15 protein-coding genes are annotated in these 14,707 nt (G+C 53.7%); 9 read left to right on the forward strand and 6 right to left on the reverse strand.

Annotated features, from left to right (window positions below; genetic code table 11):
• Positions 1-14: 14 nt before the first annotated feature.
• Complete coding sequence (locus tag AB8881_02605; GenBank protein ID XDZ63791.1) at positions 15-353, reverse strand: P-II family nitrogen regulator; 339 nt, start codon at positions 351-353, stop codon at positions 15-17.
• Positions 354-652: 299 nt separating this feature from the next.
• Between AB8881_02605 and AB8881_02610 the strand changes: the two genes are divergently transcribed.
• Positions 653-1,576, forward strand: a complete 924-nt coding sequence (locus AB8881_02610; GenBank protein ID XDZ63792.1) for a LysR family transcriptional regulator — start codon at positions 653-655, stop codon at positions 1,574-1,576.
• A gap of 143 nt (positions 1,577-1,719) precedes the next feature.
• On the forward strand, positions 1,720-2,370 hold the full coding sequence (locus AB8881_02615; GenBank protein XDZ63793.1) for a carbonic anhydrase: 651 nt from the start codon (positions 1,720-1,722) through the stop codon (positions 2,368-2,370).
• A 28-nt stretch (positions 2,371-2,398) separates the two neighbouring features.
• Here AB8881_02615 and AB8881_02620 read toward each other — a convergent pair whose 3' ends face one another.
• Positions 2,399-3,595, reverse strand: a complete 1,197-nt coding sequence (locus AB8881_02620; GenBank protein XDZ63794.1) for an NAD(P)/FAD-dependent oxidoreductase — start codon at positions 3,593-3,595, stop codon at positions 2,399-2,401.
• Positions 3,596-3,771: 176 nt separating this feature from the next.
• Here AB8881_02620 and AB8881_02625 point away from each other — a divergent pair, with 176 nt between their 5' ends.
• Positions 3,772-4,017 (forward strand): GIY-YIG nuclease family protein, encoded by a 246-nt coding sequence (locus AB8881_02625; GenBank protein XDZ63795.1) that lies wholly within the window; start codon positions 3,772-3,774, stop codon positions 4,015-4,017.
• A 52-nt stretch (positions 4,018-4,069) separates the two neighbouring features.
• Here AB8881_02625 and AB8881_02630 read toward each other — a convergent pair whose 3' ends face one another.
• Both AB8881_02630 and AB8881_02635 read right to left on the reverse strand, forming a co-directional pair.
• A complete protein-coding gene (locus AB8881_02630) occupies positions 4,070-5,212 on the reverse strand; it encodes an aminotransferase class V-fold PLP-dependent enzyme (GenBank protein XDZ63796.1) in 1,143 nt (380 codons plus the stop codon).
• Positions 5,213-5,354: 142 nt separating this feature from the next.
• The gene (locus AB8881_02635) at positions 5,355-6,326 is read right to left on the reverse strand and encodes a hypothetical protein (protein ID XDZ63797.1); all 972 of its coding nucleotides are present in this window, start codon (positions 6,324-6,326) and stop codon (positions 5,355-5,357) included.
• Positions 6,327-6,436: 110 nt separating this feature from the next.
• On the opposite strand from AB8881_02635, the gene AB8881_02640 reads away from it, so the two are divergent.
• The 6 genes from AB8881_02640 (at position 6,437) to AB8881_02665 (ending at position 13,244) form a co-directional block, all read left to right on the forward strand.
• Positions 6,437-7,516 (forward strand): NAD(P)/FAD-dependent oxidoreductase, encoded by a 1,080-nt coding sequence (locus tag AB8881_02640; protein XDZ63798.1) that lies wholly within the window; start codon positions 6,437-6,439, stop codon positions 7,514-7,516.
• An 83-nt stretch (positions 7,517-7,599) separates the two neighbouring features.
• Positions 7,600-8,535, forward strand: coding sequence for an AEC family transporter (locus tag AB8881_02645; GenBank protein ID XDZ63799.1), 936 nt, complete (start codon positions 7,600-7,602; stop codon positions 8,533-8,535).
• A 188-nt stretch (positions 8,536-8,723) separates the two neighbouring features.
• Entirely contained in the window at positions 8,724-10,718 is a 1,995-nt protein-coding gene (locus AB8881_02650) for a heme lyase CcmF/NrfE family subunit (protein XDZ63800.1), read from the forward strand.
• Positions 10,718-11,275 carry a DsbE family thiol:disulfide interchange protein gene (locus AB8881_02655; protein XDZ63801.1) on the forward strand — a complete coding sequence of 186 codons (558 nt, stop codon included), beginning with the start codon at positions 10,718-10,720 and terminating at the stop codon, positions 11,273-11,275. The genes AB8881_02650 and AB8881_02655 overlap by 1 nt, the downstream gene beginning before the upstream one ends.
• A gap of 2 nt (positions 11,276-11,277) precedes the next feature.
• Positions 11,278-11,805: a cytochrome c-type biogenesis protein CcmH gene (locus tag AB8881_02660; GenBank protein ID XDZ63802.1), complete on the forward strand. Its 528-nt coding sequence runs from the start codon at positions 11,278-11,280 to the stop codon at positions 11,803-11,805.
• Entirely contained in the window at positions 11,802-13,244 is a 1,443-nt protein-coding gene (locus AB8881_02665) for a tetratricopeptide repeat protein (protein ID XDZ63803.1), read from the forward strand. The genes AB8881_02660 and AB8881_02665 overlap by 4 nt, the downstream gene beginning before the upstream one ends.
• Before the next feature lie 32 nt (positions 13,245-13,276).
• On the opposite strand, the gene AB8881_02670 is transcribed toward AB8881_02665, so the two are convergent.
• Together AB8881_02670 and AB8881_02675 are read right to left on the reverse strand one after the other, a co-directional pair.
• The gene (locus tag AB8881_02670) at positions 13,277-14,179 is read right to left on the reverse strand and encodes a glycine reductase (protein ID XDZ63804.1); all 903 of its coding nucleotides are present in this window, start codon (positions 14,177-14,179) and stop codon (positions 13,277-13,279) included.
• 95 nt (positions 14,180-14,274) lie between these two features.
• Positions 14,275-14,697: a DUF6691 family protein gene (locus AB8881_02675; protein XDZ63805.1), complete on the reverse strand. Its 423-nt coding sequence runs from the start codon at positions 14,695-14,697 to the stop codon at positions 14,275-14,277.
• Positions 14,698-14,707: the final 10 nt, after the last annotated feature.

Genomic DNA, 14,707 nt, shown 5'->3' on the forward strand with positions numbered 1-14,707 from the left:
CCTAAATTTGGCTTTTAAAGCGCGCTTTGCCCTGTTTCGCTGGTGCGGATCCGAACCGCATCCTGAAGATCAAAAGTGAAGATTTTGCCGTCACCGATTTTGCCGCTGTTGCTAGCGGCCTTGATCGCCTCGACGGTCTTGCCCGCCATTTTTTCTGGAACGGCCAGTTCGATTTTGACCTTTGGCAAGAAATGAACGGTGTATTCTGCGCCGCGATAAATCTCGCTTTTGCCCTTTTGCCGGCCGTAGCCTTGAACCTCGGTCACGGTCATGCCGGTAATGCCGATTTCAAGCAGCGCATCATGCACAGCTGTCAACTTTCCCGGCTGGATGATTGCAATGATATATTTCATGTCTCGTCCTTCCTCGACGTTTGTCTGGCACTTTTAATGCCGTCCTTAAAAAGCTTGGTGATCCGCCCTCGACTTGGGGCTTTCATCAAACAAGCGGTAATTCGTGACGGTCTTTTGGGGGGAACCTGGCGCCGTCGATCCTGCGGTTATGAGCCGTTGGCAAGGGTGTAACAGCTGCTTTGCGAAAAAAATTCTGCTAGTTTTGCATAATTATGATGCGTTTTTTGCACCACCATACTAATGTTGCGCGGTAATCTTAGTGTTTTCTTATTTAAATCGAGTCTATGCCGATGCGTTTTATGACTTCTTTACGGTTTATTGATGCGGTTGCGCGGGAAAAATCAATCCGCAAAGCCGCTGAAAAACTGGCCATCACCTCGACTGCATTGAACCGACGAATCCTGCAAATTGAAGATGAAATTGGTCAACCGCTATTTGAACGATTGGCATCGGGGGTAAGGCTAAACACGGCTGGTGAGTTGTTCGTTCAACATATTCGCACACAGACGGCCGAACTGGCCCGGGTACAATCACAAATTGCCGATTTATCAGGGATACGGCGCGGTCATGTGCGGATTGCTAGTGGGGCGGATACGATGCGTTATTTCCTGCCCGAGGCGGTCGCCCGCTACCGCAGCGAGCACCCCGCCGTTACATTTGATCTGATTCGCCAGCAAGGCGACGCCGCCGAGGCAGCTTTACGCACGCTTGAGGCTGATCTCGCGCTGATTTTTGAGCCGATCAAAAGCGCCGATTTCCAAACCATGGCGACCGCCCGCCAACAGCTGCATTGCATGATGGCCGCTGATCACCCGCTCGCCAAAAAATCGGTGATAAGGCTTCGCGACTGTATCGGCCAGCCAGCGATATTGCCCCGATCCGATGCTGGGCTTCGGCAGCTGCTCAATGTCGGTCTGATTCGTCGCAATGTCGCGCTTGGCACAGTGATTGAGTCCAACAGTCAAGAATTTCTGCAGAACTACCTCACGCTGGAGCCAGTTATTTCGTTCCAGATTCCCATTGCCATGCCAAGTGATCTTATCACCACCCCCCCACCATCAGATAAAATTGTCGCAAGGCCTGTCGATCTTGGCGATGTGCCAGCCGGTGTCTTGCATATTGGCCAGCTTAAAGGCCGCGTTCTACCTGTCGCAGCGGCAAAGTTTTTGGATAGCATCATTACCGAATTGGGCGCGCGGTACGGTGATGATATTGACCAATAGATCGGCCAATAGATCAGCTGGCAAAACCGCATTAAACTGGATTTTGCAAATCAAACCAGCTATTCTGCCCAGGCAATTTTGGGGCGTGCATCTTTACCGGTAAGACGCCTGCAATGTGACAAAACTGACAAGGGTGAGCGATTATGGCGGCAACGCAACTTCCAACCTATCTGACCCAACGGTATCTTGGCTGGAAAGCAACAAAATATCAGGAAAACAAGGCTTGGTTCCGCCATCTTGCCGATATGGGTCAGCACCCCCGCGCGATGGTCATTTCCTGCTGTGATAGCCGTGTTCATGTGACTGCAATTTTTGGCTCGGATACCGGCGAGTTCTTCATTCACCGCAATATTGCCAATCTGGTACCGCCATATCTGCCCGATGGTGATCATCACGGCACCTCGGCTGCTGTCGAATATGCGGTAACGACGCTGAAGGTTGCGCATATCATTGTGCTTGGACATTCAAGCTGTGGCGGCGTGCACGGGTGTTATGAAATGTGTTCGGGCGCTGCTCCGGAACTTGAGCAAAGCTCGAGTTTCGTTGGCCGCTGGATGGATATTCTGCGCCCTGGCTATGAACGCATTAAAGATAACGGCACCCGCGAAGAACAGATCGTCGCGCTGGAACGTGAAGGCGTGGTGGTATCCCTAGACAATCTGATGAGCTTTCCGTTTGTGCGTGAGGCTGTGGAGGGCGAGACCCTGTCAATCCACGGTTTGTGGAACAATATTGGCGAGGGCAGCCTGTTTTACTATGACCCCGAGACCAAGAACTGGGGCCCGGTCGAATAACCCAAACCACCGATCAGTATCCCAATAATCAGGCATTCCGGCCGGCAACATAGCCAGACGACCACGCCCATTGGAAATTATACCCACCAAGATGGCCGGTTACATCGACCACCTCGCCAATGAAATAAAGGCCATCAACCGATTTCACCTGCATTGTCTTGGATGATAATTCGTCCGTGTCCACACCGCCAAGCGTGACTTCGGCGGTGCGATACCCCTCGGTTCCGCTTGGCACTAATTGCCAGTCATTGACCATCTGGCCAAGCTGGCGCAAATGCTTATCACTGCGATCGGCCAACCGGCCAGCCACCCCAGCAAGATCGCATAATTCCGCCGCCAGCCGTTTTGGCACCAACTCAGCAAGGCAACTCGTAACATCGGCCTTCGGCTGGCTGGCTTTACCGCCCAGCAAATGTGCTGTTGCATCATGCTGCGGGGCAAGATCTACCGCGACAGGATTTGCCTCTTGCCAATAGGATGAAATCTGCAAAATCGACGGGCCGGATAGGCCGCGATGCGTAAATAACAGTCCCTCGGCAAATGCGGTGTTGCGGTAATTAACCTCGGCCTCGACCGACAGACCCGACAGGGTTTTGCAACGGCTTAGTACATCTTGATCAAACACAAGCGGCACAAGCCCCGGGCGCTGTGCGCGCAGCTTTAACCCGAATTGACGGGCAATATCATAGCCGAAACCGGTCGCGCCAATCTTTGGAATCGACAGGCCGCCGGTCGCCACAACTAATGATTGCGCCCTAAAAATCCCATGATCACCCCTCACATGAAACCCGTCTTCCAGCTTGTCAACGGCGTGAATTTTGAGCCCCATCTGCAAATCAACACCGGCCTGATCACATTCACGCACCAGCATATCAATGATATTCTGCGCCGAGTCATCGCAAAATAGCTGACCCAGCTTTTTCTCGTGATAGGCGATCTTGTGGCGTTCAACAAGGGCGATGAAATCATGCTGACTATATTGACGGAGTGCCGATTTACAGAAATGCGGGTTGGCCGATAAAAACGCCTCTGGCGCGGTATAAAGATTGGTAAAATTACAGCGACCACCGCCCGAAATACGAATTTTCTCAGCCAGCTTTGTCGCATGATCAATCAGCAGAACGCGCCGCCCCCGAAACCCTGCCGTGCTGGCACACATCAGACCCGCCGCCCCGGCCCCAATGATAATCACATCAACATCGCTCACAACAGCATTGGCCGTCATCGCAAACTCGCTCGAACCATACGCAAATCCAAAACCCTCAAAATCTGTCCGACACGACCTTATCGCGCAGGTTATGTTAGCAGGTGATGCGCCAGAAAGCTTAACCAAAGCAGGCTGGTAAAATCGTCTTTGTCCAGTATGATATCGCAAAACCCTTGCGATAAGTGATGCTTTTTATGGATTGGCAGATTTACATTTTGAAATGCCGCGATGGCAGCCTTTACACCGGCATCACCAACGATCTGTCAAAACGAATTGCCGCCCATAATGATGGCACTGGCGCCAAATATACTGCGGCGCGGCGCCCTGTCAGGCTGGTCTATAGCGAGGCATCGGCTGATCGCTCGAGCGCAAGCAAACGTGAAATTGCCATCAAACGGCTGACCCGAAAGGCCAAGCTGGCATTATGCCAATCCCCATGATGACACGCCCCAAAATGGCAAGCCCCATGATGACACGCCGGGTAAATTTCGGTTACGCAACCACCTGATCCAGCGCGGCCTCAAAATTGCGCACTGTGCGGTCGATGTTATGCAGTTTATCAAGGCCAAAAAGTCCGATGCGAAAGCTCTTGTAATCTGGGCCTTCACCGCACTCAAGCGGCACGCCAGCGGCAATTTGCACGCCGGCAGCGGCAAATTTGCTGCCATTCTTGATCATATCATCATCGGTAAAGCTAACCACAACGCTGGGGGCTTGAAACCCTTTCGCCGCAACCGAACGAAAGCCACGACTTTCCAGCAACTGGCGAATTTCGGCACCAAGCGCGATCTGCTCATCACGCACCTTTGCAAAGCCATATTCCTGTGTTTCAAGCAAGGTATCACGGAACACCGCCAACGCGTCGGTTGGCATGGTCGCGTGATAGGCATGACCGCCATTTTCATAAGCCTGCATGATCGCGTGCCATTTTTTGACGTCACAAACATAGCTGCTGGATTCGGTCTCACCCATCCGGGCTATTGCCGCCTCGGACAGCATGACAAGACCGCTACATGGTGATGCGCTCCAGCCTTTTTGCGGCGCGCTTAACAGCACATCAACCCCAAGCGCCTTCATATCCACCCACAGCGTCCCCGACGCCACGCAATCCAGCACAAACAAACCGCCAACCGCATGAACCGCCGCGGTAACCTGCTTTATATAATCATCCGGCAGCATCATTCCTGCCGATGTTTCAACATGCGGCGCAAACACGACCGCAGGCTTATCCTCGGCGATACGGGCGACCACCTCGTCAATTGGTACCGGTGCAAAAGGCTCTTGCTGATTGCTGCCGGAAACCCCGCCCTCACGGCGTGCTGCAAGCACTTTGGTACTGGCCGCAATTTTGCCCTTTTGAAGAATTTCCGACCAGCGAAAGCTAAACCAGCCATTACGGATTACCATCACATGCTGGTCACCGGCGAATTGACGCGCGATCGATTCCATACCATAGGTGCCGCCACCCGGGATCACGACCACCGCATCGGCGTTATAGGCGGTCTTCAGCGACACAGAAATGTCGTTCATAACGCGCTGAAATGACTTGGACATTGAATTTAGCGAGCGGTCGGTAAACACCACCGAATATTCAAGCAATCCGTCAGGATCAATATGTGGCAATAAAGATGACATGAAACCCTCCTTGCATAAGGCGCGGCACCAGACCGTCCTCTGACCTGTCCATATATAGGCCTGGCATTACCCGAATGCAAATAGACAAAATAACGCGTTTGCCAGAACCGCCATTGCGGTACCAGACTGGTCAAAAGCTTGGCTAAAAGCTTGGCTTCATCGCTTGGTCAATGGCCTGATAAGGAACGCCAAAAATCCAGCCTTCATAGCGCGCCGCCATTGCCAATGACTGCGGCAACTCAAAGCCCGAATTTTTAGCAAAAAACCGTAATGCCGCCGCCGCAATGATGGCATCCGCCTCGTCAGCGTCATTGCCGTTGGCGATAAAATCAGCCGGCACCGCTTTGCTGTCATATTGGGCCAGCGCGCGACCTAAAAACGCTGGATCTGCTGCGGCTTTTTTCGCTGGCACCATACCAAGCCGGTAAAAGTAAAAACTGGGAAAGATTTCCACCAGAACCATATCGGTCACACCAGCAATAATATCGTCAAACGGCCAGACTGACAAACGGCGGCCCATCCTTTGCCGCAACCGGTGCAGCAAGCGCATTCCAGCCAGTGATCCGGTTGCGACATTATCCGCCCCAATGGCCTTAAAGGTCGGCGATGGGCTGCGCCCGGCGTTACGGGCGGCTATTTCGGTGATGCGGCGGCGGCTCGCATAATGATCTGCCTGATAATCTGGCGGCGACAGGTAATAAGCGCCCCATATATCATGCGCAAACATCGAGCCACCGTATAAATCGGGCTGTCCTTCATTCACCTCGTCAACCAGCGCCCACAACGTGTTTGCGCTGGCCGGTCTGCTGGCCGGTATGCTGTTTAGTGCATTTTCGGCACCGGGAAAATATTCGCCTTGATCGACAAAAGGGTGCGCAAACGCAAAATCGATTCCCACCAGAACCGGCGCATCGCCTGTGGCGGCATCGGCCATTGCGGACAAATGATCAAAAACCTGCTGGCGCGACCAATATTTTGTTAATGGCGGCGCAACCCGCATTGGCACCGATACTCCCGGCATTGCCGCGGCAATTTGCAGACCTTGATGGTGCTTTGCCTTTGCCCCCGACCAATCAATACCAAGATAGGATGAAAAACGAATTTGGCTTTTCATGTAAGATCAGAGAAATCTGTGATAATACCGTTCACGAAACGCCCCTTTGGTCATCGCCATTGCCCCTTTGCCCAGCCCGGGCCCTATCGCCGGTGCGAAGGCTAGACCAGATGGGGGATCGTGTTAAGCTATTTGATTTCGAGAAAAGGCCGTCCGTGTCCAGATTAACGCCAAAATTCACCCCAGCCGGATCAAACTTGCCTGATCCCATTATGTTTGATCTGATGATTCTAGGCAGCGGCATGGCCGGGCTTGCCGCAGCACAATGCGCGCAAAATGATGGAAAACAGGTTATGCTCGTTGATAAGGGGCGACGCCTTGGTGGACGCGTCGCCACGCGCCGGAAAGATGGCTTTGTTTTCAACCATGGGGCCCAGTTCGTCACCGCGAAAGGCACTGTATTTGCCAGCTTGCTTGGCCGTGCCCAGCAATTAGGCTGCCTTACCGACTGGCAAATTAGCCCGGATAAAACTGTTCAAATCGGCGCACCGACGATGCGCGACTTGGCGCAATTCATCGCCAAAGATCTCGATATTTACCAGCAAACCGAAATCACCAGCATTGCCCATCACGGCGATGGGATCGGCTTTTTTGACATGGATGGTCTTGTTGCCTGCGGCCGCCAAGCAATTGTCACCGCGCCGGCCCCGCAAAGCGCCAGATTATTAGCGGCACTTTATCCCGGGCTTGCGGCAACCGCCAGTCTGGCCGCTTACGACCCATGCTGGACAATTATGCTTGGCCTCGAAAATGACGACGGCATAGCGCCAATGCCGCTGCGTGATGAAGCGGCCGGTATCCAGTTCGCTGCGCTCGAGACGTCTCGGCAAAAGCCTCAAAGCATCGCCGCTAATCAGATCCGGCCGGCAATGACCATTCAGGCCAGCGGCGCATGGAGCCAGCAGCATCTAGAGGACGATCCGCAAGAGGTGATCGAAAAGCTAACCGCCCTCTGGCAAGACATTACCGGACATAGGCTTGGCAATATCCTTAACGCCGCCGCGCATCGCTGGCGCTATGCAAAAGTCAGCCGGGCGACGCCAGAAACTGCCGCCCGGCTGAGTGACGATCAAAAACTCGCAATTGCGGGTGACTGGCTTGGTGGGCCGCGGATAGAACAAGCATTTGATAGTGGGCAACAGGCCTATTATGCCCTAAAAGCAAGCCTTGAGGCCAGACACGCCCGATAAACCGGCGCAAACCCCCGTTACCTAATGGTCAGGCTGGCCGCGAGCGTGCTAGAAAATATAAATTGAAATAGCGAATTTTTTAGATGATTGACGTTCTAAATATCTCGATCCCATTTTTTGCACTGATCTTTTTGGGGTTTGGTGCCCACGCGATCGGCTTTATTGATATCGCTGGCGCAAAAACCATGTCGCGGTTTGCCTTTTATGTGACGCTACCGCCCTATATGTTCTTAAAGGTATCGGCAAGCGAGCCGTCAAGCATCCTGAATTGGGGATTTGTCTGGCGTTACGAAAGCGCCACAATCATCATGTATCTGGCTGCGGCTGCCATCGGTTATTGGCTATTTCGCCTAAAGCGTCTGGAAAGCGGCATTTTTGGGCTGAATGTTGCCTATCCAAATTATGGCTATATGGGAATTCCTTTGGCGATCCTTGCCTTTGGCGATGCAGCGGCACTGCCCATGGCGTTGATCCTGTTTGCCGACACAATTGTTCTGCTGGCCCTGACATCCTGTTTTGTTGCGGGCAAAGATGGCGGTGTTTTTCCGGTTATTAAGCGTATTTTTATCACCATGCTCAGCAACCCGCTGGTTCTAGCGGTGATGGCGGGATTGCTATTTTCGGCATCTGGCCTGCCATTGCCCAAGATACCCCAACAATTCGGCAATCTTCTGGCCGGGGCTGCTGCACCGGTGGCATTATTTGCGCTAGGCGCCACGCTATATGGTCAGCCGGTACGCGCCGCCGCAGCAGAGGTGACTGCCATTTCCCTGCTAAAATTGATTATCCATCCGCTGTTGGTTGCGTTTTTCTTTTTGGGCATGGCTGGACAAGACCCGCTATGGATCAAGGTTGCCATTCTGTCGAGTTGTTTGCCGGTTGCTGCCAATGTATTTATGCTGGCTAATCATTACGGTGCCTACACCGGACGCACCGCATCGGCCATTCTGGTCAGCACGCTATTTGCCAGCATCACCGTTCCGGTATTTCTTTATTGGCTATTTTATGGGCATTTCTAAACGATTTGCAGGTGACTGCCAGCACCCCCCGCTGATACGAAGGGGGGCGTGCGACATATCGTCTTGGCGGTGGCAGGTTGGACGCGCTGGCATTTTTCCGGAGGCAATCTTATGCTAGGCTCTTGCCAATTCCGTGAGGCTGTTGGTCTGGATGCGCGCCCCCTGTTAACAGAAAGCTGCTTGATGCCATGATTACCGAACTTGGACATTTTGCGTTAATTACCGCGTTTGTACTCAGCCTTGCTCAGGGGGTTTTGCCGTTAATCGGTGCGGCACGCGGCAATGCCGCCACAATGCTAATTGCGCCGGCGGCAGCGATCAGTGTCATGCTGGCCGTTGCGTTTTCTTTTGGCGCACTTGTCTGGGCTTTTATCACCTCTGATTTTTCGCTTGCGCTTGTTGCTAATCATTCGCATTCAACCAAGCCAATGATCTATAAAATATCCGGCACATGGGGCAATCACGAAGGCTCGTTGCTGCTGTGGATTTTGATCCTCGCGATTTACGGCGGGGTTTTGGCGCTTGGCGGCCGCGCCATGCCGATGGCTCTCAAAGCCCGCATTCTTGCCGTTCAAGGTTTGGTCAGCACCGGCTTTCTGGCTTTTAGCCTCTTTACCTCAAATCCGTTTTTACGACTGGACACGGCCCCGCTGGATGGCAAAGGCCTGAATCCGATTTTGCAGGATCCGGGTTTGGCAATTCACCCACCGATGCTTTATCTTGGCTATGTTGGCCTGTCGATGGCGTTCGCGTTTGCTGTTGCGGCACTGATCAGTGGCGAGGTTGATCGGCTGTGGTCGAAATGGATGCGCCCATGGATTATGGCGGCATGGTGCGCGCTGACCTGCGGCATCGCACTTGGCAGTTGGTGGGCTTATTATGAGCTTGGTTGGGGTGGCTGGTGGTTCTGGGATCCGGTCGAAAACGCATCACTCATGCCGTGGCTGGCGGCGACCGCCCTGTTGCATTCGGCGATTGTTGTTGAAAAACGCGGCCAGTTAAAAAGCTGGACAGTGCTGTTGGCGATCATGGCTTTCTCCCTATCGCTGGTTGGCACTTTCATCGTTCGTTCGGGCCTGTTGACCTCGGTGCATAGCTTTGCCTCTGATCCGGCACGTGGTGTTTTCGTGCTGGTAATTTTGCTGTTTGCCGTCGGTATCCCGCTAGCACTCTACGCATGGCGCGGGCCACAGCTCGTCACCACCGCAGATTTCAGCCTGACCAGTCGCGAGGGCGGGCTGATAGCCAATAATATGCTGCTTGTTGTGGCAACTGCGATTGTTCTTCTTGGAACATTTTATCCGCTTGGTCTGGAAATGGTTACCGGTGCCCGCATTACGGTTGGACCGCCCTATTTCGACGCAACGTTTAACCCGGTTATGGCGCTATTGATGATGATTATGGCGATCGGACCGGTGATGGCGTGGCGGCGCGGAAAAACAGCGCGATTACGCGCAGTTCTGATCACGGCTGCCGCTGGGGCAGGCATTACCGCTATCCTTGTATCGGCCTTTGCCGCCGGATTTAGCATCGGCGCCCTGGTCGCACTTGGCCTGATCGGCTGGTTGGGCGCGGGCATTGGCGCTGATATCTGGCAGCAGCTTAAACCGCATGAAGGCGCTGGTATCGTTGGCCGCGCGCGGCGTGTTCCAAATGACGTTATCGGGATGTGGGTGGCACATTTTGGCATTGTTATTTTTATGCTTGGTGCGGTTGGCGATATTCTGTTTAACAGCGAACAGGTAGTCAGGGCAAAACCGGGTGATGTAATCCAGATTGCCGACCGCAACGTAACCTTTACCGGCGTTAAACAGGTTCAAGGACCAAATTATCAAGCCTTGGCGGCGCAGCTAGAATATCGCGATCAATCAGGCAAGCTATTCGCCGTTTTAACGCCTGAAAAGCGCGTCTATAACGCTGAACGCCAAACTACAACTGAGGCCGCAATTCGGCCAACTTTGCGCGGTGATGATTATGCTGTGCTCGGCGATGGTGATAACAAAATCGGCTATACGTTACGGCTCTATTACAAACCGCTTGTCAGCTGGATTTGGGGCGGTGCCGTAATAATGGCGTTTGGCGGGCTGATCGCGGCGTTCGGGCGGCACCGTACCACAGCCACGCAAACCAGCCACGGCCATGGATCAACACGCGCGATACCAGCATCAGGCGGGGGTGCATAATGAGCAAGGTTCGCCTGTCATTTCTATTACCGCTTTTGGCCTTTGGCATCTTGGCGTTGGTTGGCGCTGTGGCACTTTATGCCACCCTTTCGGGAAGCCGTGATCCAGCGCAACTGCCATCGGTTCTTGTGAACAAATCAGCGCCGCGCACAAACCTTGCCAGCCTAATGCCAAATGATGCTGGTGATAACATGGTCCAGCTTGCCGCATTCAGGGGGCAGCCCTTGCTGGTAAATTTCTTTGCCTCATGGTGCGCGCCTTGCCGCGCCGAAGCAGCAGCCCTCGAAATGTTGTCGAAACGCGTCGCAATTATGGGCATAGCCTACAAGGATCGCGGCGAGGACACGAACAGCTTTCTTGCACAATATGGAAACCCATTTCGGGCGATCGGCATGGATACGGATGGGCGAATGGGCATTGAATGGGGCGTTTATGGCGTGCCAGAAACCTATTTGCTGGATGCGAATGGCGTGGTGAAACTGCGTCATGCTGGCCCGCTGACCAGGGGCGTCATTGATACTACCATCATTCCGGCGCTAGAGGCACTTGGATCATGATTATGAGTCTAAACCGAACGCGCCATCTTATGCTTGTCAGCATTTTGCCGTTGGGATTGCTGCTTGCCAGCTTTTTGCCAAATACCATCGTCACGACAGCGGCAAACGCAATCACCGCCGAGGAAATGCTCGCCAACCCCCAGCTTGAAGAGCGGGCGCGCAATCTTTCCAAGCAATTGCGCTGTCTGGTTTGCCAGAATCAATCAATTGACGATAGCGATGCCGATCTTGCCCGTGATTTGCGACGTGAAGTCCGCAGTCAGATTGCTGCAGGCGATAGTGATGATGCGATTATTGATCAACTGCGCCAGAAATATGGTGATTATGTTTTGCTAAACCCGCCCCTTGATCCAGCCACGATGTTTCTATGGCTTGCGCCATTTGCGTTTATAATGCTTGGCGGGGTGATTGTGCTGGTGGCACGCCGCCAGCGCGGCATTGAAGACGTAAATGAGCTCGACGCAAGCGAGCGGGCAAAAATTGAAAAACTGCTAGCAAGCCGCAATGACCGGGACGAGCCAAAAACATGACCGCGCAAATCCTGAATAATTTGTCACTTGCCAACCTGCCGGTTATTGCCGGCACCATCGTGATCGCATTGGGTCTAACAGGGCTGGTTCTATGGATCATTCAGCGCGGCCGCCCGCAGGTGGCGCCGGGCGAGCAAGCCCAGATTATATATCGGAAAATTGATCTTTTGCAGGCCGAACGTCAGCGCGCCGACCAAGAGCGTGCCGATAGCAATATCAGCACCGATGATTATGCCAGCGCTTGCCGCGATATTGACCGGCGGTTACTTGGCCTTAGCGCCGAGATGGACCGGCTCACGACCATTGGTAACTCAATTTTGACATGGCCATCGGTGCTTGCCAGCTTGCTGGTGCCGGTGCTGTCGCTGGGGATTTATCTTGGCATTGGTAATCCTGACAGCCCGGACAGGCCTTTTGCCAGCCGGACCGCCGAAATTGCCGCGGCCAAGGCTGGCGCAAATGAAAATCAGAACGCCGCGGCCAATGCGCTTCGCGATGCCATCGCTGCAACCGAAAAAGCCCCCCAAGATATCGAGGCTTGGTTAATGTTGGCACAGGCGGCGGCAAATGTTGGTGATAGCGAAACCGAGATTCGCGCCTTGCGCACCGGCATCGACATCACCAACGGCGACATTGCCATCACCTCAATGCTTGCCGAGGCGTTAAGCCGTGCCGCCGATGGTCAAGTGACAATTCCGGCGCGCGCATTGATAAAAACCGTGCTTGCGGCTGATCCGGCGGAACCACGAGCCCTATTTCTTGCCGGTCTGGCAGCGTTTCAAGATGGCGAATACGCCGCCTCTATCCAACAATGGCAATCATTGTTGGTCGTATCAAACCCGGATGCGCCGTGGGTTGCACTCGTGCGCGAGAATATACAGCGCGCCGCCGAGGCTGGTGATATCGCTTTGCCCGCAAGCCAAACCGGAAATCAAGCCACTGGTGGCATGCCGTCAGGGCCAGATGCCGAGGATATCGCCAATGCGGCGAATATGACCGAGGCCGAACGCGATGAGATGATCGCCAGCATGGTAAAGCGACTAGAGGACCGGCTTGCCGAAACACCTGACGACACTGATGGCTGGGTTCGCCTTGCCCGCGCCTATGATGTATTGGGCAAAAGCGAGGCCGCGCTCGAAGCCCTAGCCAAGGCGGCAAAATCGGCACCGGATGACCTTGATATTCAGCTAAGCCTGCTGGAGCTTATTCTTGCCACTGGTAACACAAGCGCCGATATAACACGCGCAAGCGCCGCGCTTGCCGCTGCCAAGGCGATCGCACCAAACAACCCGCAAACATTATTTTTCGAAGGGCATCTTGCCCGCCTGTCTGGAGATAATGATGCCGCGCGTACCGCATGGCAGGCATTGCTGAAAATGATGGAACCGGGCAGTGGCGCGGCGAAAGCACTGGCAGCCGAGATCAAGAAACTCGACTAGTCATATCGCGCAACATCACATAAAAACCCGCGCTAAAGCGCCTTTTTTAATTTAGCAGCGTCCTTTTTCACCGCATCAAATTCGGCACGCAAACGGGCAATTTCTGCATCCGACAATAGCGCAATATTGGAATAATCTTTTTTCCAGTCGGCCGCCCCCGCCCATTTTAGCGGCGATGGCCTAATGGTGCGTGCCTCGCTGGCCTCCAGCAAAAGGTCTAGCGCCATCTTTGCGGCAAGATCCTGTGATGGCTGGTCGTGGGGCAGACCCGCACCATTGCCAAGCGGCAGATCATTAAACAGCAACCGCGGCGCCCCGACATAGACAATAATATCGCGGGCACAGCCCATAATCACCGTTGCAATTCCAGCCGCCTCCAGATGCGCCGCTGCCAGCGCCATTGATTGATGACAGACCGGACAATTTGGCACCATCACCACGGCATCAACTGCATCAGCCTTACATAATGACAATAATTCCGGGCAATCTGTTTGCGTGGTTACGCGTTGGGAACGGTTGGTTGGCAACCCATAGAAATTTGGTGATACCCCGCCAATATACCCAGCCTCGGCAAGCCGCTGTAACGCAGCAAGCGGGAAATAGCTTGCCATATCACTAGCGGTTGTATGCGCTCGGTCAATGGCAATATGCGCGACCCTGACATCAGGAAAAGGTGTAATCGGTTCAGCATAACAGCGAAAGAATTTCGCCTTGCCATTATAGGGCGCACCCGGCCCCTGCTCACCATTCGCCGGATCAAAGATTGACGCGGTCGTAACAATGCCAATCCGCGCCCCAGAAAGCGGCTTATTTAGGCGGGTGAACGGCACATCATCAAGCCTCGCCCATTCATAGGGCTTGCCATAGCCGAGGCCGATATAATAGCTCTTGATCCGCGGCAAATAATCCAGCGGCGCGTCGTAATCAGGTTCCATTTCACAATCCCCCTTAAAAGACTGCACCATAAGGTTTTCGGGCATATATTATGCCTTGGAAAAAGATAGCACCAGCGCCTGATCTAGGCCAGATGTCACGCCCCAACCCGCCGCATTATAATGCGGCCAGCCAGCAATCCGGCAATCAGCATACCGAAAAATGGTAACATCGCCGTGCCGTTCAGCAATAAACTGGCAACCACCGGCCCCGGGCAAAGCCCGGCAAGCCCCCAGCCAATTCCGAAAATCACGCTGCCCAGAACTAGCGGCTTGTCAATTCTAGACGCGGTTGGCAGCAAAAATTTTGCCGATTGGATTGGCGTTTTCCGCTTTAGCACAAAACGCAGACCTATGGCATTTACCAATACACCGCCGCCCATAACCAACACCAGAGACGGATCCCAATCGCCAAAAATATCAAGAAAACCAATGACTTTAGACGGATTTAGCATGCCAGCAATCGCAAGGCCGATGCCAAAGATAGCGCCAATAACCACGGCTGTTATCAAACGTGTCATAATCACCCCC

This window comes from Alphaproteobacteria bacterium LSUCC0396 (assembly GCA_041228345.1).
In the GTDB taxonomy this organism is placed as follows: domain Bacteria; phylum Pseudomonadota; class Alphaproteobacteria; order Puniceispirillales; family Puniceispirillaceae; genus UBA3439.

Excerpts from the sequence above, each read along its gene's own strand:
- AB8881_02620 (XDZ63794.1), bottom strand. The coding sequence starts at position 3,595 with ATGACGGCCAATGCTGTTGTGAGCGATGTTGATGTGATTATCATTGGG.
- AB8881_02665 (XDZ63803.1), top strand. The coding sequence starts at position 11,802 with ATGACCGCGCAAATCCTGAATAATTTGTCACTTGCCAACCTGCCGGTT.
- AB8881_02625 (XDZ63795.1), top strand. The coding sequence starts at position 3,772 with ATGGATTGGCAGATTTACATTTTGAAATGCCGCGATGGCAGCCTTTAC.
- AB8881_02635 (XDZ63797.1), bottom strand. The coding sequence starts at position 6,326 with ATGAAAAGCCAAATTCGTTTTTCATCCTATCTTGGTATTGATTGGTCG.
- AB8881_02630 (XDZ63796.1), bottom strand. The coding sequence starts at position 5,212 with ATGTCATCTTTATTGCCACATATTGATCCTGACGGATTGCTTGAATAT.
- AB8881_02610 (XDZ63792.1), top strand. The coding sequence starts at position 653 with ATGACTTCTTTACGGTTTATTGATGCGGTTGCGCGGGAAAAATCAATC.
- AB8881_02640 (XDZ63798.1), top strand. The coding sequence starts at position 6,437 with ATGGGGGATCGTGTTAAGCTATTTGATTTCGAGAAAAGGCCGTCCGTG.
- AB8881_02675 (XDZ63805.1), bottom strand. The coding sequence starts at position 14,697 with ATGACACGTTTGATAACAGCCGTGGTTATTGGCGCTATCTTTGGCATC.
- AB8881_02655 (XDZ63801.1), top strand. The coding sequence starts at position 10,718 with ATGAGCAAGGTTCGCCTGTCATTTCTATTACCGCTTTTGGCCTTTGGC.
- AB8881_02660 (XDZ63802.1), top strand. The coding sequence starts at position 11,278 with ATGAGTCTAAACCGAACGCGCCATCTTATGCTTGTCAGCATTTTGCCG.
- AB8881_02650 (XDZ63800.1), top strand. The coding sequence starts at position 8,724 with ATGATTACCGAACTTGGACATTTTGCGTTAATTACCGCGTTTGTACTC.
- AB8881_02605 (XDZ63791.1), bottom strand. The coding sequence starts at position 353 with ATGAAATATATCATTGCAATCATCCAGCCGGGAAAGTTGACAGCTGTG.
- AB8881_02615 (XDZ63793.1), top strand. The coding sequence starts at position 1,720 with ATGGCGGCAACGCAACTTCCAACCTATCTGACCCAACGGTATCTTGGC.
- AB8881_02645 (XDZ63799.1), top strand. The coding sequence starts at position 7,600 with ATGATTGACGTTCTAAATATCTCGATCCCATTTTTTGCACTGATCTTT.
- AB8881_02670 (XDZ63804.1), bottom strand. The coding sequence starts at position 14,179 with ATGGAACCTGATTACGACGCGCCGCTGGATTATTTGCCGCGGATCAAG.